The organism is Pseudanabaena biceps PCC 7429 (assembly GCF_000332215.1).
Taxonomy (GTDB): domain Bacteria; phylum Cyanobacteriota; class Cyanobacteriia; order Pseudanabaenales; family Pseudanabaenaceae; genus Pseudanabaena; species Pseudanabaena biceps.
In genome coordinates this window covers 1-21,874 of sequence record NZ_ALWB01000075.1, presented here as the reverse complement: position 1 = coordinate 21,874, position 21,874 = coordinate 1, and the positions used below count along the sequence as shown (strand labels likewise).

At 42.3% G+C, this 21,874-nt stretch carries 8 protein-coding genes; all 8 read left to right on the top strand.

Features of this window, described 5'->3' with window-relative positions:
* Positions 1-67: 67 nt before the first annotated feature.
* The 8 genes from PSE7429_RS10335 (at position 68) to PSE7429_RS10300 (ending at position 21,612) form a co-directional block, all read left to right on the top strand.
* Complete coding sequence (locus PSE7429_RS10335) at positions 68-5,134, top strand: DUF4114 domain-containing protein (protein ID WP_040688145.1); 5,067 nt, start codon at positions 68-70, stop codon at positions 5,132-5,134.
* 216 nt (positions 5,135-5,350) lie between these two features.
* The gene (locus PSE7429_RS10330; RefSeq protein WP_009627107.1) at positions 5,351-6,439 is read left to right on the top strand and encodes a nucleotidyl transferase family protein; all 1,089 of its coding nucleotides are present in this window, start codon (positions 5,351-5,353) and stop codon (positions 6,437-6,439) included.
* Between the two features lie 48 nt (positions 6,440-6,487).
* A complete protein-coding gene (locus PSE7429_RS10325) occupies positions 6,488-6,967 on the top strand; it encodes a hypothetical protein (RefSeq protein ID WP_009627106.1) in 480 nt (159 codons plus the stop codon).
* Positions 6,968-6,983: 16 nt separating this feature from the next.
* Complete coding sequence (locus PSE7429_RS10320; protein ID WP_009627105.1) at positions 6,984-7,892, top strand: AraC family transcriptional regulator; 909 nt, start codon at positions 6,984-6,986, stop codon at positions 7,890-7,892.
* A 216-nt stretch (positions 7,893-8,108) separates the two neighbouring features.
* Positions 8,109-18,878 (top strand): S8 family serine peptidase, encoded by a 10,770-nt coding sequence (locus tag PSE7429_RS10315; protein ID WP_158467628.1) that lies wholly within the window; start codon positions 8,109-8,111, stop codon positions 18,876-18,878.
* A 225-nt stretch (positions 18,879-19,103) separates the two neighbouring features.
* On the top strand, positions 19,104-19,547 hold the full coding sequence (locus PSE7429_RS10310; RefSeq protein ID WP_009627103.1) for a hypothetical protein: 444 nt from the start codon (positions 19,104-19,106) through the stop codon (positions 19,545-19,547).
* A 71-nt stretch (positions 19,548-19,618) separates the two neighbouring features.
* Positions 19,619-20,545 (top strand): GNAT family protein, encoded by a 927-nt coding sequence (locus PSE7429_RS10305; RefSeq protein WP_009627102.1) that lies wholly within the window; start codon positions 19,619-19,621, stop codon positions 20,543-20,545.
* Between the two features lie 44 nt (positions 20,546-20,589).
* Positions 20,590-21,612 (top strand): hypothetical protein, encoded by a 1,023-nt coding sequence (locus PSE7429_RS10300; RefSeq protein WP_009627101.1) that lies wholly within the window; start codon positions 20,590-20,592, stop codon positions 21,610-21,612.
* The last annotated feature ends 262 nt before the right edge of the window (positions 21,613-21,874 follow it).

Below are 21,874 nucleotides of genomic sequence, written 5' to 3'. Positions count from 1 at the left end.
TCAGTGTTGACTTCTTCATGATGTGGGGGCGTATCAAGGTCAACTGGCGATATTTAGCTTGACAGGAATGGAATCTCTTGACCCTAATTCAACAGAATTTATCCATGAAGCAGCGACGAGGGCACTGAGCAATTCTAATTTGGGTCATATTCTGATTGACGATATTACCAATGGTGCTCATTTCGCGAGTGGTGATAACAGTGGTCAATATTTGGGTGAGCAGACTTTTACGATGCAGGCAGGCGATCGCTTTGGGATGATGCTTGTACCAAATGGAACAGTGCAGACCGTGGCAGGGCATCCTGATATCGGCGGAGATCTTAGACCATTATTCTCCATGGCTACGGCAAATCCTAATGATGCATATCATATTGGGCAGATTACGGATGTGTATGGTGATGGGAAAACTTTTGTATTTGAAGATATACGGGTTGATAAAGGCTCGGATCATGATTTTAACGATTTAGTTTTTCATCTGAAGGGTGCGACGGGTCAGGCTGCAACTTTTGACCAGTTGATTGCTGATGGATTTCTTGATCCTCAGAAAGATTGGCGTTATACAGAGATTGGACAGCAAATTGCTGCCAATGCTGATTCCTACATAGCTGATGGCAAAGTTCTACCTGGCGATCCTTTACATTCTGCCTTACCTGCCCCTACTATACCGCATACAAATGTTGATCAAGGTGGTAATGGATTCTCAGGTGTGATAGGTACAAATGTTGAGCCAAATCAAGGGGGAGCATTACCTGATCTACCTACCATTATTAAGTCCTCTTTGACGCAAGATGTGATTGATCAAGTTGGTGGTAATGATCCGTTTGATATCTATCGGGTTTCTGGTCAACAATTGGCTGGCACAGAAATTTCTGTTCTATCAGGTAGTACTACAATTAGCATTCTGAATCCTCAGGGAGATATTCTGAGCCAACAAGTTTTTGATCGCGGTACTCATACTTTAAATTTACCTACAGATATTTCTGGAGATGTGCTGCTGAAATTTAGCAGTACTAATGGTACTGATTCTACTTATATTTTGCAGGGTTTTGAAAGCCAAGCAAGAGAACCTTTTAATATTGATCTAGAGTTTGCATCAGGGATTACTGCTTCGCAGCAAGCAATTATTCGCGAGGCTGCTAATTTTGTGCAGTCTCTGATTGGTCAGGGTTTACCTAGTGCGATCGTAGATGGGAAAATTATTGATGATGTCAATTTCAAAATTTCTGCCACAAATCTAGATGGTACGGGTGGTACTTTAGCGCAAACCAAGATTGATTTCATGCGCTATGGAACTTTACTACCTGCACAATCGATTACTCAATTTGATTTCTCTGATCTGGATAAGTTAGAGCAATCAGGAGAGCTAGGTGATGTTGTCAAGCATGAGTTATTGCATGGTTTAGGCTTTGGCAACCTATGGGAAGCGAAAGGCTTAATTGCCTATACGAATACGCCTCTGATGCAATATCAAGGGAAGCAAGCTGTTCAGAAGTTTCAGGAATTAGGTGGCTTGACTGATGCTATTTCTCTAGAGACAGCAGGTGTTGGTTCGGCTGGGTTGCACTGGCATGAGGCGCTATTTCAAGATGAGATCATGACTGCCGATCTGAGCGGTGGTGTTGGCAAAGCAGCTATTAGTGCGGTTACTCTCGCGTCTTTAGCGGATTTGGGATATGTGGTGAATTTGGCTAAGGCAACTCCAGATTACAAGTTATTAGGGGGGCAAAGTTTCAGTGGTGACGGTTTAACATCAGAGCAGGTTGAGGCATTCCGTAAACTTGCTGAAATTACCTTTGAAAAAACAGATGCAGAATACATTGCTCCAATTTTGCCAACGGTTGATCCTGATGAGGTCGCTCCTGAGATTTGGGCACACGCAGAGCAATTCTGGAAGAGTGGAAAATATTACGATTGGGTTCCCTATGCAGTTCAATGGGGTGATACGTTAAGTGCGATCGCTTTAAGAACAATGGGTAGCGCTCATCCCGATAACTACTGGTGGATTGCTAATCACAACGGTATCCCTAATCCAGATTACATCGTTGCAAGTGATGGTAGGAAGAAAGAGTGGATAGAAATCCCACAGTACCATCCTAACTATGAGTGGGAGCAAGAGCAAGAAAGACTTCGCCGTGAAGAAGAGTTAAGGAAGCAGCAAGAAGAAGAAGAGCGAAAGCGGAAAGAAGCTGAGGACAAGCTAAAAAATGACTTGGCTGAACAAGAAAGGTTGAGGCTAGAATTGGAACGGCTGAGGCTAGAGGCAGAAGCTAAGCAGAGAGAGCTAGATGAACAAGCGAGAAGACTAGCTGAGGAGCTAGAGAAGAAACGCCAACATGATGAATTCCTGAAAGAACAAGCTCGATTGGCTGAGTTAGCACGGTTAGCAGAAATTGCTCGACAACAAGGTAAGGGCGGGCAAGAGTGGTACTTTGCTAAGACTCTGCCTGAGTTTGGTCCAGTTGATCCGTTTGAAACAAAGCTAACTGGTGAGACAGTTGGGAACTTAGTTCCTGATGATTATTATCGCTTTACTTTGTCTCGTTCAGGACGGATTGATGCGCGGTTGATGAAGTTGTTGGCAGATGCAGATCTAGTTCTATATGATGCACGAAACCGTCCAATTTCTTACTCAATGCGAGAGGGAATCACTGACGAGCAAATCTTGGTAGATTTGATCCCAGGAAGTTATATGCTGCGGGTTAACAGCCCTAAAGGTGTGACGACTGACTATGAGTTGGTTGTTAAGTTCAAGCATTTGCTATCACAGTCTGAGCAAGGACCTCCTCCTGGTTGGACAGTTGGTGGTGGAAAAAGTGGTGGCGGTGGTGCTACTGGTCCCTTATTCAGTGATTCGCGTATTCAGCGTATTTATGATACGGCTTTGGGGAACTTTGCTGGACCAGAGAGAGCTAAGGCTAATACACAGATTGCAAATCTTAAAGCTGAGAAGCTCGGCTATGAGCAGCAAATGAAAGCCTTGCTCGACCAGATGAATGGGGAACAACGGGCTAAGGTATACAATGCTCTGGATAATGCAAGGCATAACGCTAATGTTTGGGTTGATAATATTGCAAACCCCATCAAAAACACAGTCGATAGTCTAGGTAATGGAATCATTGATGCAGTTAACTCAGTTGCAAATAGATTAGAAAGTACTGTAAACAATGTTCCTGATTACGGTATTGGCTGGGTAAGGGATCGCAAAGATGATGCTAAGCGGATGATTAACCAAGGTCGTGATGCTGTGATCGGTGGGGTTAATAGTGCGAAAAATTGGCTGACAGGTAAGCTCAATGACATTCAAGAAGGTGTCAAGTCGGCAGTTTGGAATTTCTTTGAGACGATCAAGAATGCTTACCGCACTGGGGCAGAGATCAATCAGACCATTGCTAATGCAGCCCAAGATTTCCGAAATAAAGTCGATCAATCAGTTCGCGATGCGAATGATTTGATTGGTCAATTCAAGGGTAAAGTTCTGAGTGTTGCTAACTGGACAAAAGATCTTGGCATCAATGTCGATCTGTTTGGTAAAAAGATCGAGTTCAATGTTTACGATAATATGGTCAGACCTGCGGTAGATAATATCTCTGGTGGTGTCCAATCTGCTATTAATGGCGTTGGTAACACTCTGAAAGGGATTGTTGATTGGATTGAGCCTCGGACTCAAAAGGTAGTGGCAGATATTGTCAATGCTCTTTTTGGAGATAAGACGGGTTATTTGTGGAATCAGATTAATGGGGTTGACGCAAAAATTGCAGCAACTCAGACGGGACTAGAAAGGGCGATCGCTGCTGCTGGGCAGTACATTCTGAATGTGGCACGGCAGATTGAAGCATTCCTTACCGATCCAGAAGAACGGAAACGGGTGCTGGAAGCTCTGTGGAAACGTGGAGTCACAACGGTTGATGATGCTTATAACTTTGTGAAAGAGGAACTACCCAAAGTTAGAGATAAGATTGTACAAGAAGCACAAGAAGCACTTGAAAAGGCAAAGAAAGCTTTTGCAAATACAGTTAGATATTGGGCTAATCAAATTTTAGGCAATAGTTCTAAGCGAGAAATTGAGGCTAATTTAAGACTTGACAAGATTATTTATGGTGCAGCAGATATCCGAGGTGGCTACAAGTTTGAAATAGCTAAGGAAGAAGAAGAAGATGGACGTATCTGGTACACGGTTGCCACTACTCCTTCTATTGGATTGGGTTTTAGTGCCGGAGAAGATCTTGGAGGTTCCTTTGACGCAGGGTATCAGTCTGGAAACGTTAAGATTGCAGGTCAAAGTCTTGTGACTCGTGTGGAAAAGCGCGTAGAAGGCGATTTAGTTTTGGACACTAAAATCAAGTATGTATTCAACAATGATAGTGATGAAGATATGTCTCGACTTGGAGTATGGGCTTTCAAAGAAATACCTACCCCTTTTGATTCAGTCGATTCATTGTTAAATCTTTTGATTATTCAAAATTATGATTCTACTGAAGTTTCTCTCAATCCATATTTAACTGGAGAATTAAAAACTCCATGGGTTATAGGGCAATTTGATTTGTCTGCCATCAATGCTGGAGGTATAACAGCAAATGGTAATTATTACAGAAAGATTGGATTGGCATTCAATGCTGAAGGAGGTTTTGTACTGGATAATGCATTACAAGTTCGTGGTGATATTGGGGGTAAGTTAGTATTTACCTCTGAATCTAGTTTGGATAAACTGGAGAGCATTGAACTTGAGTTTGAGACATCTCCTTTTGCCGCTAATTTATTAGCAACCAAGTTAGGTATTAACGACATGGAAAACAAGATTAAAATCTTCAATGATGAAGTCAAATCAGAAGGAAAGGCTGTTAGTAACGTAAAGTTTACAGTAAAGATAAAAGATCCAATGAAGGCTTTATCTGCTTACGGTTCTCTAGCTGAGGATGTGATAGCACTATGTCAGTCAAAAGGAAATGCAATTGAAACTGTAAATTCCTTACTTCATGCAATTTATCAAACGAATCAATCTATTAGCTATGAAATTAAAGCTGAAGCCAGGCAAGCATTGTATGTAAATGCTGAAGCAAGTATTAAGGTGGGAGGAAAGATTGGCTTTAAAGATACATCAATTCAAGAAGAATTGTTGTATTCAAAACAGTCCTAAAGAAGTGAGGATGTGCTGCGCTTGTCTCAGTAAATCAGTGCAGCACATCCTCACTTCTTTTCTCCATTTGTACATTGATTAAACTAGGCACTGGACTGTTAAAGGGGGATAAGTCTCTCAAAGTATTTCTGGGCAAGCTTTTCACGACCTTGCTACTCAATCACCATAAATCCTTGCTGGATAAGCCTTAAAGTATCATAATTCTGAAGATATACCATGTCTCAACCACAACAAATCTACCTCGATCTCCCTCCGATCCACCCAGCACAAATCAACTCATCTGATGATTTGAGATATACCTTTACCGATACTTTCAACAACCTACTCCAACAAACCAATCACTCCCTGACCTCTGCCCAAAAAATAACACCCAACTCCGAACCCTTTCTCAACACCCTTAAAACCCATCCCAAAATCTACCATGCTTGCATGATACGCCAGTTCGCCTCCGAACTCTCCCCCAACATCGAACAAACCGCACTTAAAGACGAACCCAAAGACTGGTTTATCAAAACCGCCGACTTTGGCGACGAATACGATCGCGTCCTCCAACACCGAGATGGCAAATATACCCAACTCCTAGAAGACCTCGAACAGTATCATCAAATTCTTCAGCAAAACTGCGACAGAATAATCATTCTACGTCCCTCAAACTTTGGAGCCTACGATATCCAAATCAACGCCGCCATGCAATGTCTTGGCTACACCAAAGACAAATTCCAATTCATCATTGTGCAACCACTCAAACTCTATGCCTTCCACACCCCTTCCCAAAAAATCACCCCAATCCCCGACCTATCCATAGAAGAACTACTAAAAACAGTAGAAATGGATGACTTGCGATGGCATAGCCTTCGAGTCCCCCTCGATCGCATCGCCCCCATCAACATCAGCAGCGTCGGCACACCAACCGATAGCCTCTATCGAGTTCGTGCCACCTATCATCACTGTTGCGAATTACTCGATCGCGCAAATCGCGAAGGCACTATTCAACTAGACACCAGCAACCCTCAAAAATGGGAAATCGCAAACACAACACAATCACTCTCAGATATTACTTGGCAAGACCCAAACTCTGAGAAATTAACCCAACTTGTACAAACAGTTCCCAACATCATAGAACAAAGTGCAAAAGGAATCGATCCACACCTAATCACCCAACATCTCGAAAATATTAGCAATGTTTGTTATGCATGGTTTACTACACTTGCTCCCACTCTAGAAACTTACATTTTACTTGTCAATCTTAGAAATACTTTTTATGAGCTAATGATAGAGATATTAGGTATTTCTTTGCCTCGCTAGTTAGACAATCTGTTCACCAAACATAGATTCATAGCATAGAGGAAAGACATGTTTTATCTATCAATGACACGATTAAAGCTGAAATCACCACTTTATCTAATCCCTTTCTTTATTCAAAATAAAAAGATCTTGAACCAACTGAGAGCAAGTCAAGGATTTGTCAAAGGGAAAATATTGGCAGCACCGAATCTATCTATGTGGACAGTAACTTTGTGGTCATCTGAGGAAGACCTCAGAGCATTTTATCTAAATGGCGAGCATGGAGAAACAATAGAAAAGATTAATGAATGGTCTTCCGACTCTGTGAGATGTCATCAACTAACTGAATCTGATGCAATCCCATCATGGGAAAATATCAGGCTGCAACTCACTAAAAGCGGTCGATTTCGAGATCTTACAGAGCCTTCCTTTGATCAAATCAGTAGAGAAATACCTAAACTTGGGCTTTTTTGTTTGCAAAAAACTATACTTCCTGTTCAAGCAAGTAAAAAATATAAGTTTACATCCAATTTTCAACTATTTAAATAATTACTGGAGATAAAATATGAGTAACTCAAAGCTAACTTTAGATTTGGTTAGTCAAGTTTTAAGTAAAACTCTTCCCCACCAAATACCTGCATTTGTCGGTCAAGCGCATGATTCTAGTTTGTTTTTGGCAGACTATGATAGATATAATGGCGCTCAAATCAGAGAACATGAAAATCAGTTCCATACATTAGAAATTATGGGGATAAATTCTATTACACCCCATAAGCGCCGTATGGGTGACTATAAAACAGAAAACCCACTCAAGGGAGGAGAAGTATGTTTTTGTCCTGCTCAGGATGGTTACTCATTAGATTGGGACAACCCAGTTGATTTTACTTTGATAGCTTTAGACACAGATATTACGTCAGAAATAGCTGAGGCAAGATTTGGAGCTAGTCAGCTTACGTTAATTCCCAAAATGCTTGGTGAAGACATTTATCCAATTAAAGAAATCATCAATATTATCAGGCAAGAGATAGCTTTGGGTTATCCCAATGGTGATTTATTCTCAGAAAGTATGAGAAATTCGCTAGTAATCGCAATACTTAACAAATTTGCAATAGAGCCCGTCACTCTAACAAATATCGACAATTTATCAAACAACAAAATCAAGTTGATTCAAGACTATATTCAAGAACATTTAAATAAAAACTTGACTTTGGAAGATTTAGCCAAGCTTGTACATATTAGTAAATATCACCTTTGTCGATCATTTAAACAAGCTACAGGCACAACGATCACAGACTATATAATCAGCGAAAGAGTAAAGCTTGCTCAGAAATTATTGATTAGTGGTTCTTTAAATATTGCTCAAATTGCCGATGACTGCGGATTTCATGATGCAAGTCATCTCAATAGACACTTTAAACTTTTGACAAAGACCACACCTACGGCTTTTAGGAAAAATTGTACAAATTTGACATAGTCTGCCACCGCAAAAAAATACAACAAGAATATACAAGACAGATTGAAGCTTTTCCTTTAGAGTATCGAAGTATGGTCAGACAGCTTTAAATCCATATTAACTGCTGGTTCAAGTCTTCACCTACAACATCCTAGACATATGGCTTCTAAAAAATTACATTTTGGCTTTGGAAAAAGTTTTGATCAATCTGGACAGTCCAGAAAATCGAAAATCAAGATGAGAATATTAGAACCACGCCTTACACCTAGTGGTTTGTTGGACTCAGGAGACTTTCCAGTTACAGTTGTACCAGATTTAATTACCGATCATCATGTAGGAGATGGGGTAGAGAACTTACATTACTTATCCCATGATTCTCATGATTCTTCTATTGCTACCACTTCAGACACCACCCATTCCATTGGAATTGGAACACATACTGAAAGCATAGCGCCAGTTGAGTCCCAAGCAATCTCACCAGCGATACTACATACACCCAATCTAACTGCAACACAATTTGACTCAGGAGTATTTACAGTTGGAGAAGCAGGCAAAGTTAGCATAGACTTTCTCTATGACGGTGGAGGCTATCAGGGGCAACTAGCAATCTTTAGTTTAAAGGGAATGGATGCTTTTGTACCTGGATCTGCCGAGTTTATTCATGAAGCAGTATCAAGGGCTATTAGCAATACTGATCTAGGTCATATCGTCATTGATGACCTAAGCCAAGGCGCTCATTTTGCTAGCGGTGATAACAGTGGATTGTATATCAGTGAGCAGTCTTTTCAGATGCAAGTGGGTGATCGTTTTGGTCTAATGCTTATACCGAATGGTAAAGTGGAGACATTTATAGATCATCCCGATCTTAGCGGTTCATTGCATCCACTCTTCTCGTTGACTACAGCGAACCCGAATGAAGCTTTTCATATAGGACAGATTGCCGATGTGACAGGTGATGGTAAGGTTTTTGTGTTTGAAGATTTGCGGGTCGATATAGGCTCCGATCACGACTATAACGATTTAGTTTTTCATGTCAAGGGTGCGGAAGGTAAAGCAATTACCTTTGACCAATTAATTGCTGAGGGTTCTCTCAATCCTAATGATGATTGGCGTAATGCGGAGCTAGGACACGAACTTTTAAAATATGTCTATGATTCTCCAACTGCCAATCCAGTTGTGTTGCCAGTACTTAGCCCAGAAGTTTTACAATCAACGGATCTGGCTTTAAATAACCTAGCCAATGTGATTAGTACACACTCAGATTTACTATCAGCTTTGAATAGTTCTGCTGCCGATGCACCCATTAACTCTCTTCTTAATGCTTTGAGTGAGAATCCAACACTTGCTCAAATACTCACTAATCCTGACTATGATTCAAAGCTAAGTGATGTAGGAGCAACAACTTTGCACCAATTGCTCCAAAGCCCTGAAGTAGGAGAGCTATTCTTAAATCAACCAATTCCTTTAGAAATTGCATTAACTAATCCAGAGATTTGGGATGCCTATTTAGTCAACGCACAGGAGGCGATCGCTCTAATTCCACCCGATGCAAATCAGCCATTGGTAGGCTTTTTAGATTTTTCTACAGGGCTGCACGATCAATATGGACTAGATGCATTCTCAATTATCAACCCAGTATCTCAGCCTGAGATCTACCATGTCAATAATGGAAATTGGGCTGAGCAGTTAATCGCTTTTGTCAATGATGTTAAAGCTTCAGGAAACAACTATGGCATCGCGAATTTTGGTGGAGACTTGACCCAAATTGATGGAGATGGACGAATTACGACCCGCTATGAATTAACTGTTCAAGAACAACTAGCCATTAAATATGCCCGTGAAAATAATGTTTTATTAGTCGTAGCGGCTGGTAATACAGGCGATCGCATGTCAGCGTTAGGTGCTGCTTCACAACTATTTGGCAATATTATTACAGTTGGGGCAATTAACAATTGGGAAGATCGGGCTAGTTATTCTAGTCAAGGGGAGGGCTTAACCCTAGTTGCCCCTGGTGGTGAATTCCAGAATGATCCCAAAGCTTTTGTGGGAACTTCGCGAGCCTCTGCTGAAGTCTCGGGGGCAGCTTCCTTAATCTGGGCAGCAAACCCCTTGCTTAGTCCTGAGCAGGTAAAACAAATTCTTATTTCTACGGCAAGAGATTTAAAAGAAGAAGGATGGGATGCTGCTACAGGTGCAGGATTAATCGATGTAAAAGAAGCCGTATTAGTTGCAAGTGCGATCGCTCCTGCAAAACCTTCTGTACAAAAGGAGTTTGCACTAACATCTTTTAGTGGTGAAGGAAGGGTAAGCCCCATAGAGCGTCCTGCATCACCATCGACAGAACAGGCGATCGCCACACTTGCAGATAGACAAAATCTTCTGTTTGACCAATGGCAGACCCTCATCGATTTGGGCATACCCGCTTTAACTCTCGCTGAATTGCAAACAAAGACTAATAGTGCTTTTGATAAATATGAACAAGTAACTAAAGATGCCGCGATCGCTGATGCTCATGCTCAACTAGCCGTCGATGAGTTTGTGCTTGCGGCTAATCATGCCCAGATTTATCGTGAGCAGCTTCAAAAACTAGAATCACGTAAGCAGGAATTGGAGCAGCAGTTAGCGCAATTAAGTCTGGATAAAGCATCGCTTGTTGCCTATACACAGCAGTTACTAGAATTTTTGCAAGCGGATATTGTTAAAACAACTAAAGCTCTAGAACAAGCCGAAGCAAAGCTAGATTATTTTTTAATTGACCCCCAAGGACTACAAGCAGATCCACTCATAATTTCTGAAGCTGCTTTAAGTCAGCAAACCCTCGCTCAAGTTTATCGTGATCAAGCAGAAGCTTTTAGAGTAGAAGCACAAAATTATGCGATCGCTGCTCAGCAAATTCAGACCACGCAATGGATGGTGGTCGATCAGCAAACTAATCTCTCTGGACGTACCCAAGATATTTGGGGATGGGGAAATAATCCGCAGGCTGTAGCTGCTAAAAACAAAGCTCTCTGGCAAGCAGATATCGCTGAACGCAATCAGCAATCCGCCTCTCAGATTGCGGCAAAAATTGATCAACAGGTCGAGACTCTCCATACTTTGGCTCAGGTATTAACCACCAATAACAACGCTTTGCCTCAACTAGAAGGCTCACCCGCAGATGCGCCAGAGGTTCTGGCGCTACTAAAGGCCCAGATCGCCGAACAAAAACAAACTGCTGAGAACTATTTCCAAGAAGCCGCACTTGCCGAGCAATGGCGTAAAACTAATCAGGATAAAGCCGATTGGCATAACTCTCTCATCCAAAGATGGGAAGTTGTAGGTTCAAAACGTGGGCGATCGGGTAAGAGAACTGATATCTATGATTGGCGCTACTATCCTGAACATATTGCGCCTCGCGATCAGGCTCAAGCTGTGGCAAATGAAGCTGAAACTAAACGGAAAACTTTTGAACAACTAGCCCAAACTGCTCAACAGCAGGTAGATAGTCTGACGGTAAGAGCCGAAACTTTGGAAAGAAGTATTCGAGATTGGGATGTGCTGAAGAAGGGGATAGACTATGAGATTGATGCTCGTCAGATTCAACTGCAAGCAAATCAAGATGCATTGAAGTTAAACTCAGAAGTCCAGCCCCAAAAAATAGCGGAACTAGACCAAAAGATTAACAGTATTCAAGCAGAACTTGATCGCCTTCAGTCACAGTTACTACCACCCCAAATTCAAGCAGTTAATGAGACTGAACAACGTCTGCAACAGGCTCAAAATAATCTTGCCTTAGCTCAAACCGATAAATCAAAAGCGCTAGATCAATTACAAAACTTTCTTGAGACTTCAGGGTATTTCTTGCCTTATCAAGAGCGCTTAGCGGCGATCGCACGTACCATTGAGCGTATTCAAACCGATCAACTTCAGACTCAAGCGATCATTACGCAATTAATTACGCAGTTAGGCAAAACTCCCAATGCGACCTTACAAGCACAGCTAGAGCAAGCTAAGAGTATCCAAACTAATTTAGAACAGGAATACCTATGGGCGAGAGTGCAACAGGAGCAACTCAAGCTATCGGTTCCTGATTCTCCTGAAAGGTTACAGAGTAGTTCTCTAGTGCAGCAACTAATCGAACTCAAAGCAGATCTGCCCAATACTGACTTACCAACCCAGCAATATCTTGACTTTCTCAAGCAGATAGATGGTGGTGAGTCTAGTTTTTTAGTGGGCTTTGACAATTTAAGCGATCGCCTTGCTAAAGCAAAGGCAGAAAAGACATCTGTTGCCCAATTACTGGATAGTTTGCAGACCGAATATATCAAGCTGGGCTTAGCCAAGACTGATTTAGATAATTCCCAGATTCCATCTAAGCAGCAACAAATCGGAGAGAAAGAACAGGAAATCTTGACGACGCAGGTAGCGATCGCGCGGGTCAAAGACGATCTCGCAATACCAGATGCCCAATTAGTTGATATTGATGGACAGATTAGTATTAGAAATGCTGAGATTGCCCAACAGAAAACTGTACGGCAAATGTATCAAACTCAAATCGATAATGCTAGTTTATCTGCCCAACAATACGAACAACTGAGACAAACGCAGCAGAACGCTGCAAATTACTGGAATAGTCAAATTAATGTGTTTAATCCAACTACTTATCTCGCTAAATATCCTGATGTTGCTAAGGCAGTAGCTGAGCGTTGGTGGGGAAATAATACTAGTGCCTTTTATCACTATCTTAATTGGGGACAATATGAAGGTCGGATTCCTAACCCTCAGGCAGTTGTTTATCGGGATGCCGCTCAACTTGCCGCTAATGATGCCGCTAAGCAGAGAGATTTAGTAAATCAACAAGTCCAAACTTTCAAAGCAACCTTTTTGCCACAAATTGAAGCGATTAAATTACAAATAGATCGGCTAGAGCAAGAAAAACAACTTTTGACTCAATTATCAGGTTTAAACAAAGATTTATCAAGCCAGCAAGGGGATTTAGCCTCTTTAGTTGAGAAATTAGTAAGTCTAAATCAGTTAAAAGCTAGCTTGGAGCGGCAATTGTCTGATCGCTATCGTGAAATCGATCTTGCCAAAGAATATGGATTGCAAGTTCGCTCTGAAATCGATCGCTTGCAAAGTCGTCTTGATTTATTGAACTATGCAGAAGCTTTAGGAGCAAAATCTCAAACCGCTCAAAATCAATGGCAACAGGCTACACAAGCACTAACTACGACAGTTGATGCATTATTAACCACCCGTCAGCTAGGAGAAGACGATCGCAATAAACTCACCAACCTCCAAAATCAACTGACGGAAAAACAAGCTGAGCTACAAAAGGCGATCGCCAAGCAAGCTGAGCTAAAAACTGGTTTAGATGATGCAACGCAAGCTTTAGAATTCACAAAACTGCAACTGGGCAATCAGTTACTACTAAAACAAAGTCTTGCCGATCGCGATGCACCATTAAAGAGCGCTGAGGCATATTTCTATAATCTTGCCCAACAGGATCGTTCTCAGATGTGGTACTGGAATGGTAGAGAATGGGTATACAACACCGCCAAAGCGGAAGCCTATCGTCAGAATCTGCAAACTGCTTCATTGCTAGCGGAGCAACGTAACCAAGTCTGGGCAGAACAGCAGAAAAATAAACAGCGGATTGCGGATCTAGAGCAGCAAGTAACCACACAAACGGCTCAAGTGGCTAGTAAAACTGCTGATCTAAAAGCTAGCAATGAGAATGTATTAAAACTATCTGGTCAAGTAAATGCATTAAAAGCGGAGATTGAGCCAATTAAAGCTGTTTTACAGCCACTCATCGATCAAGAAAAAGCGCAATTACAGGCTTTTCAAACAGCAACCACAACGGCTCAAAGCGTTGGCACTCAGCTCTCATTAACGATGCAGGAACAAGCGTCAGCGCTACGACGATTGATTGGATTTGGGGTTTTAGCCTCTGAGTCAGATGTGGATTTCTTTGCCACCGATGTGGAACCAAAGGTAAATAGCTTTATCACTCAACTGCAACAGCAAATTCAGAACTTCACAACACAGGCCAATAATCTGAATCAATTGATTACTAGCTGGAAAGAACAATTAGCCAGAACTACTGATCCAGTCATTCAAAAATCTTTGACCGAGGCGATCGCTCAAGCAACTACGCAACGTACCAAACTGGAAACATGGCAAGCGGACAACCAGCAAACACTTCCAGATCTTCAAGGATTGCTCACTCAGGCGATCGCGGCTCTAACTCCATTGCGTCAAAAGCAAGAACTAGAAATCAAACAAAAATTAGAGGATAACGAACAGCGTTTGCAAGCTTTGCAGTCACAGCAAGCCACGGAAGCAGCTTTAAAAAATGCATTGCAAGCGAATACAGAGCTTAGCTACGCTCAATTAAATAGCCAAGTTAATCAAGATCTGCGTAATACGGCTTTATCGATAACCGATCAGTTATTAGAAAGCGATCGCCAAACCCACGCAGGAATTACCCAACAATTGGCAAACTCGCAAGCTGTGGATAATTTACTGTCATTGATTACTAACACCCTCTCTGATGCACAGGGTAGCTACGATCGCAGTCAAGCCAACCTGCGTGATGGAATTAATATTCTTAGTAAGGTTGTGCCGATTGAATCTCAGCTTGATACTAACGTGACCACAACTGCCCAAGCGATCGATCGCATCAAATTCGATGTTGCTCAAAGCGATACTCTCTGGGCAGAAATTGCGTCGATGGCAATCCGCTATGGGCTTGAGTCAGAAGAATTAAAGCAATATCAGGCGGGGCTTACTGACCCAGTTGCTCGTGCCGCATTTTTAGCCAGTCATCCTGACAATGGCACAGCGATCGCCCTTCTACAAGCAGCAACTTTGCAAGGTAGTGACTCCACTCAAGTAATTGCTGACCTGTTGAAAGCTGCTAAAGCTGATCTACTTTGGAATGCAGATGCTGTCGAAGGTAGCAATCCCAATCAAATCCTATATGAAAAAGCCAAAGCTGCCGAAATCGACCATCGCACCCAAGGAATTGCCGCGATTATTCAATCTGATTGGTATGAGAAGCAAGCCGCAGTCCATTGGGCGAGGAGTCGTAAGAATGGACCTTACTGGTACGAACAGCGATGGGTAAGTGGTCGTAGAGGTCGTGGTCATTGGGAAACGATTACCCATGTCGATCAAGATTGGATGATTTGGAATACCTATGCCAATCAACTTGTGCCTCAGCTACGGCAGCAAGGAGCCTCAGAGCTAGCGGAAGCAGAGAAATGGCGACTAGAGAAAGAGCGTCTTGAACCTTTAGCCAAACAATGGGGTGAGGCAAATCTCGCTGCTAACGAAGCTGCCGTGCCAATTCAAGAGACACACAATCTTTTTGAGGTACTCAAAACAGAGCGAGAATCTATTCCTGCTGAGCAAGTGCAATTAGTAAGCCTAGAAAATCTACTACCAATCATCGAGCAGCAACTCGCTCAAGCAACACAGGAGGCTGATGCGGCTAATGCTAAGGTACAGCAAGAGTGGGTGGACTATGATCGCAGGTCTGAGCAACAAGAACAAGCGATCGCCCAAATCCTCACCGAACAGGGCAAAATCAATCACAATGCGATCGCCATCCAGCGGCAGCTAGCTGAAGATGAAAAATGGGTTGAGCGGCAAAGTATCGCGCTTAGCACCGAGCTAGAGCAGACCAAAGCAATTCAACAGCAATTACAATCCCAAAGACAGGCGATCGATAGTCAAATTCGTGCCTTGGTGATGCAAGGCATAACCACCGATGCCTTAGATAGTTTGCTTACTAAGGCTGCTCAAATTGATCGCACATTACCTCTGATCACGAACAAGGCAACCATTCTCACCGCCCAGCAAGCTGCGCTCACCCAAAAACGCACATTGCTGACTGCTCAAAACGAAGTAATTGTCGCTGAGCAACGCCTGATTGAAGCCTATATTAATGATCCTAGCGGTGACTATAGCGATCTTTTGCAGCAATTACAGGATACTCGAGCCATTCTGGCTGAAGCCCAGAGACTTGCGGAACAGGCTGCTGCAAGTAGTCAAGCCTTGACAGCGCCACTTCAGGATCTACAAACCTCTTTACTTGTTCAAAACGATGAGCATCTCAAAACTGCTAGAGAGCATCAAGCAACTCTCAAAGCCTTGGTAGATGCGACGGAACTCAATGCCAACTATGCCCTAGAAGCTGCAAAAACTCAGCAAAAAGTTAATGTTCTAGAGTTCCAAATCCTCCAACGTTTACAAGAAGCGACAGCCGCAGGCTATAAAGAAGCAAAGGCGTTGTTAGAAGTTGCTCGTACTAACAATATTGCATCGGCAGCCGAACTTTATTACCGTGACTATAGTGATCTGGCTAGCGATCGCGGTAGTACCTGTTCGGCTGGTCTAGCTAGACCTGAAGATCGGATACTTGCCGATCGCTACTATGCAGAAATGCTGACCTATCGACAACAGCAACAGGAAGCTCAAGCACAGGCTAATGCCTTTAATCGAGCGAAGACAACTGCTCAAAATCAATTAAATGCTCTGCAAACGGAACAAGCGGCGGCTTCGCAAGCTTTAAACGATCTAAATAATAAGCTAGCGGAAACTCAAGCTGAGCGTGAGGCGAAGGAGCAGGAATTGGCAGTAATTCAAGTTCGCTTAGATGGCATTACCCGTATTCGTGAGCAAACGGAACAAACTTTCTATCAATTAGTAACCTTAGAAAATCTGAATCTTGGACAGGCTCAGCTAGAGCAGGAAATTGCTCAACTGCGTCAAGGTGAAATCGATCAAGCGGTTAGCGATCGCTTAGAGCGTGAGGCGTTAGAGGTTGAGCGCAAACGTGCTGAGACTCAAACTAAAATCGAGCAGTTGAAACAATTACAAGCTGAAGAAGAGCTACGTCAGTCCTTAAATACTGCGCGTACTACCTTGGGCTTAGCAACCCTTGACTCGCCCGACAATCCTGCTCAGTTAGATGTTTTGCTGGCGGGTCTATTGACTAGCCTGAAAGATTTGGGTACGCAGCAGCCCGATCTCCCTGCTGATGTTAAGGCAGTCTTAGCAGAAACTCGTGGCGATATCTATTTAGCCTTGCAAGGGAAGTCTGCGGAAACAATTCAAGATAGTTTGCTCGGTGCGATGGCGGTGTTGATCGGTCAAGTCGATCAATATAAGAACGAAATCAATCGCATTGATTTGGAAGATCAGTTAGATAGCCAGTTGTTGCAACAAGCCCAGCAAGATTTGCAAGGTTCTTCACAGCAGTTGTTGAAGGAGTTGGAACGTAGTAAAGAATTAGGGGCTGAAGGGGAGGTTATTAATCCTCTGTATGTTGAGACTCTGACTAGGATCGCTTATGCACAACAAGCTGTAGATATTTCTGAAGATTTGGCGGCTCAGGGTCAAGAGATGCTAGATCAGATTATTAAGCAGCGTATCGCTGAGCGCAAAGCGAGAAAGAAATCTTTCTGGAATAAAGTTTTAGGCATTATCTCAAATGTGATTGGTATTTTGGCAACGGTACTAAGCATTATGAGTTTCGCTTTTCCTCCATTAGCTCCATTTGCGATTGGTTTAACTGCCGCAAGTGCTGGTATCAGCGCCATCCAAGCTGCAATGAATGGAGATTGGATGGGCGCGATTTTCCAAGGTGTGATGGGGGCGTTAAGTGCCGTCACCGCAGGGATATCGAACGCTCTTGGACAAAGCGCTATGGCTGTAAGGGTAATGCAAGGATTACAAGCGGCGGCTTCAGGTGCTTTCGCTAGTGCCAGATCGCTAATGTCTGGTGATAGTATTATGGGATTCTTGCAAATTCTTGGCAGTGTTGCAGGAATGGCAGCAGCAGGGATGAGTACTTTCATTAATCAATGTAGTGAGACTCTTCAAAAGGTGATGCTGTCAATCGTACAAAGTTTACAGAAAGCCCCACAACTAATCTATAGTGGCATCCAGTCTATCCAAAATGGGGATTGGTTGAATGCGATCGGCAATATTTTTAATGCTGCGCTCTCAATCGGTCAAAGTTTCGCTGGTAATTTCAATGACGCTCTAGCTGAAGTTTTGCATCGGGTTGATCAGGTTGGTAATACAGCTTTGACATTGGCTGGAGCAATTAAGAATGGTGGGATTGAAAGTTGGTTGTCTGGCATCAATGGTATTTTAAATATTTGGAAAGATGATTTCATGAGTCTAGTTGAAAATATTTCAGGGAAGCAAGATTGTTCTCTTACTCAAAAGAATGAGATTCTCCAAGATGATGAAGGAGATCTTTATTTGATTCAATTCGATGAAGACTTAGATGAATTTTTAAGTGACGTTGCTTCTGAAAGTCCAGACAACTATCAACAGGATAATATAACGTCAAGTACGACTAGACCGACAGCTACGACTAGACCGACAGCATTGGGTATAGTACGCATTCAGCCTATACAGATCTGCGACGACGGTGGGCAAAATTGCGCGCCTATGAACCTAGCGCTTATCGAAAACGCAATGGATAAAGTTTGGAGTCAAGCAAATATTGATATTGAGATGCTACCTCCAGAGACTCTAAATTCAAGCAGATTAAGAGATATAGAGGCTCAACACCCAGAAGAGATAAATCAACTCTTTCAAGAGCAGGCTAATGAAGACAGCAACACAGTATATATGTATGTTGTCGGAAAGTTAGAGGAGATGAAGCAGGGTCATGTCAATATTCTCAATGGCAAAGCAAAAATGTTATCTAACAAGATGATAATTTCAGAAATTAGAAAAGCAGATACTCCTCCTCATGAATTAGGACATAACTTCGGTCTCACTCATAAAGATAATGGCGCAGGATCTCAGTTTCCTCTAAATTTAATGACAGAAGGCGATAAAAGACGAAAAGCTGAAACCACTGTTGATATCTATCCAGATGGAGCCAGAGTTGGTCAACTTACTCAAGAGCAAATAGAAATAGCAAGAGGAAGAAATATAGTAGAGATAGTTTTCAAGTCACCTTATAGGAATAATACAAGTCAAAATGCATTGCCATAATATAGTAATCCGAATTTAACCGCGATCACCTATCCCAATCATACATAGACACTTCACGTATCATGTCTTACAGCCACCGACTCGCTACAAAAACAGATATCAGCGCGATCGCGCAAATGCTCAAAATGTTTTACCAAGAATAGACAAGGATTAATAAAACATGACTTTAAATATCTATTATTCTCTTGCATTAGCAATTTTATTTATTTCTTATTTCAAAAAATCATGGAAACCAATCAAACTATTCTTCAATTAATTAATGACTCTCACTCTCTTCTACAATCAAGCCTCGATAAAGGTTGGAAAGAATTTCAAGAAACAGAAACTTTTGCTATCGCAAATCAATTATCTCAACAGATCGATTGGTGGTATAGCAGCAAATATTACGGTATTCTCCCTAATCCTACTCATTGGTATGCCAGTCAATTATCAGGTAAATATTTCTTGATTGAAATTGGCAAATTAGGGGTTTATTTTGACACAGTATTCCCAGGGAATTTTCTCCAATCAGAAGAATTTGTCCGAGATGATGGATTAGATGTGAGGAGATTTCAAACGAAAGTGTTCTATCAAACAGAACCTGTCTGTATTTTTCAGTTGGAGTACATCCATACCCACGAAAAATTTTACTTTACCTATCCGCCACAATTAACAATCTTTGAATTGTAGATATTTGAAATGAATACTAATCGCATATTCCAATCACTATCCAAAACCTAAACAATTCCTCCGAATAACATATGTCTTATAGCCATCGTATCGCCACAAACAAAGATATCAACGAGATCGCACCAATGCTCAAAACTGTTTATCAAGAATGGGCAGAACTCGATCGCGCAGTCACCTTAAAACCCGACCTTGATATCGAAACCCACATTGCTAGCCTCCTCGCGAAACCCCATACCTACTGCATCCTGCTAGAAGACAGCGAAACCGATCGCCAAATAATTGGTTGCCTAATTACCCAATACTATGACGAAAGCTGTCCATCGATACTTACAGAATACGAAGTCCAACAACACGAAAATACCCGTGTCTTTATACCGCGTCGAGTTTGTACAGTCCTCGGACTATATATCGACCCAGCCTATCGCGATCGCCCAGCCGCAATTCAACACCTCATCGATGCAGGGCTAGAACAAACCGATCGCATTGGCGTAAATGCGATCGACCTCGGCGTACTCGCCAACCTCACCGCCTTTCATAAACTGCTCGAACGTAACGGCTTCCGTCAAGCCACCGTGCAGTACACCATGCCTAGAGAAATAGAAGGCGATCGCGAACTAGTTTCTCTTCATGAGCCAACCTTCTCGAATAGTGATGGCATCCCAATACCTCTCTTCGATCCGAAAACTAACCAGCAAATTAAAAATCCTGCTGGCGAAATCGTCTTCTTATATCCCCTCCAAGATGAAACAGGAAATATTCTGCATTCCTCGCAGGGTAGAGCCATTTATCCCATGCCCGTTAACGATCCTGAGACTCAAGAATGGCTATTTCAACCAGATGGAAAACTAGCTCTTTGTCCAGTTGTCCGCGATCGCCATGGGCAAGTTGTCGAACAAAATGGCATACCACAGTTCTACCTTCCTGATTACCAACTAATCAACGGAAAACCACAACTTAAAACCAACTCCGACGGTAGTTATGTTTTTAAGCATTCATAAACTCAATCTAGCAAATTCTTATAGATTTTACCAAAGGAAATCCGATGACTAACCCAAAACTTTACTCCAGCCGTCTTGCCAACCTTGATGATGCTAGTGCGATCGCCCCACTATGGCAAGCCTTTGCCAGCGAACGCGCCAAGCAAGATCCATCAATGATTGTCACTCCTGACTTTGACTTCACAAAATATATTACCCATCTCATTGAGAAGCCACTTTTCTATGGATGGTTACTTGAGCATTCCGAATCAGAGCAATCAGCCAAAAAGATTGTTGGCTGTATGTTTGTCCATTTTTATGATGAAGCTCCACCAGCCAGTATTCCTGTAGAACTCTTAACCGAACACAAACTATATAACCTGTTTGTACCGCGTCGAGTTGGCTCCGTTCTAGGCTTATATGTTCAGCCAGGACATCGCCATGATTATGCGATCGCCTTGGTTGCTAATGCAGGGATTCAACAAGCCGAAGAAAAACAAGTCTCAGATATCGACATTCTTGTTTCTAGTGATCAAACAGGTGTACAGGCTCTATTAGAACGTGTAGGATTTACCCAAGCTGCTGTGCAATATACCAAACACTATACACTCGACCCCGATGCTAATCTCCCCAGCCTGCATCCTCCTCGTCCCGATCTTCCTCCATTTGAAATTCCCGAATCTCAACCAGCAGCGCTGCCCCTAAAGGATTTCAAAACCAATGAACTTGTCCGCGATCGCAATGGTGAAGTTGTATTTCTCATGCCTGTAAAAGATGAATCTGGAAAGATTTTGACGACATCCAAGGGATTACCGATTTATCCTTTGCCAATTCGCGATCCGCAAACAGAAGATTGGGTATTTGATATTTCTGGACAGATTTTGACCTGTCCTGTATTGCTAGAAAAAGATGATCAAGTGGTTGAACAAGACGGGATGCCTCAATATATTCAGCCCAAATATCATTCTTTAAATGGGAAATTGCAACTTTTACAAGACCGTGAAAACAACTATGTATTCCAGAGTGTAGAACGCGATCGTGAAGGCAATATTTTGCGATCGCCAACAGGTCAGGTTATCTTCCATTAAATACTGGTGTTATAAAACTCGGCACGAGTCAGTTTATCCGTGAAGGAAGTAAAGCCCCATAATGATAGCAACTCCTGCATGGAAATCGGTCGATGATATAGCCCGATCGCCATAACTGGAGTCTTATTCGGTAGTGTGTTCCATTTGGTAGAAGATTCGCCAATTCAAGGATGAAATGCAACGGTATCTGATGAAGCAAAGAATACTTCGTAAGGAGTACGATAGTCAAGTGATTTTCTAGGTCTGTGATTGATCAAATTCA

Bases quoted from the DNA above. Each gene is read 5' to 3' on its own strand.
- PSE7429_RS10300 (WP_009627101.1), top strand. From the start codon at position 20,590: ATGACTAACCCAAAACTTTACTCCAGCCGTCTTGCCAACCTTGATGAT.
- PSE7429_RS10315 (WP_158467628.1), top strand. From the start codon at position 8,109: ATGAGAATATTAGAACCACGCCTTACACCTAGTGGTTTGTTGGACTCA.
- PSE7429_RS10330 (WP_009627107.1), top strand. From the start codon at position 5,351: ATGTCTCAACCACAACAAATCTACCTCGATCTCCCTCCGATCCACCCA.
- PSE7429_RS10335 (WP_040688145.1), top strand. From the start codon at position 68: ATGGAATCTCTTGACCCTAATTCAACAGAATTTATCCATGAAGCAGCG.
- PSE7429_RS10325 (WP_009627106.1), top strand. From the start codon at position 6,488: ATGTTTTATCTATCAATGACACGATTAAAGCTGAAATCACCACTTTAT.
- PSE7429_RS10305 (WP_009627102.1), top strand. From the start codon at position 19,619: ATGTCTTATAGCCATCGTATCGCCACAAACAAAGATATCAACGAGATC.
- PSE7429_RS10320 (WP_009627105.1), top strand. From the start codon at position 6,984: ATGAGTAACTCAAAGCTAACTTTAGATTTGGTTAGTCAAGTTTTAAGT.
- PSE7429_RS10310 (WP_009627103.1), top strand. From the start codon at position 19,104: ATGGAAACCAATCAAACTATTCTTCAATTAATTAATGACTCTCACTCT.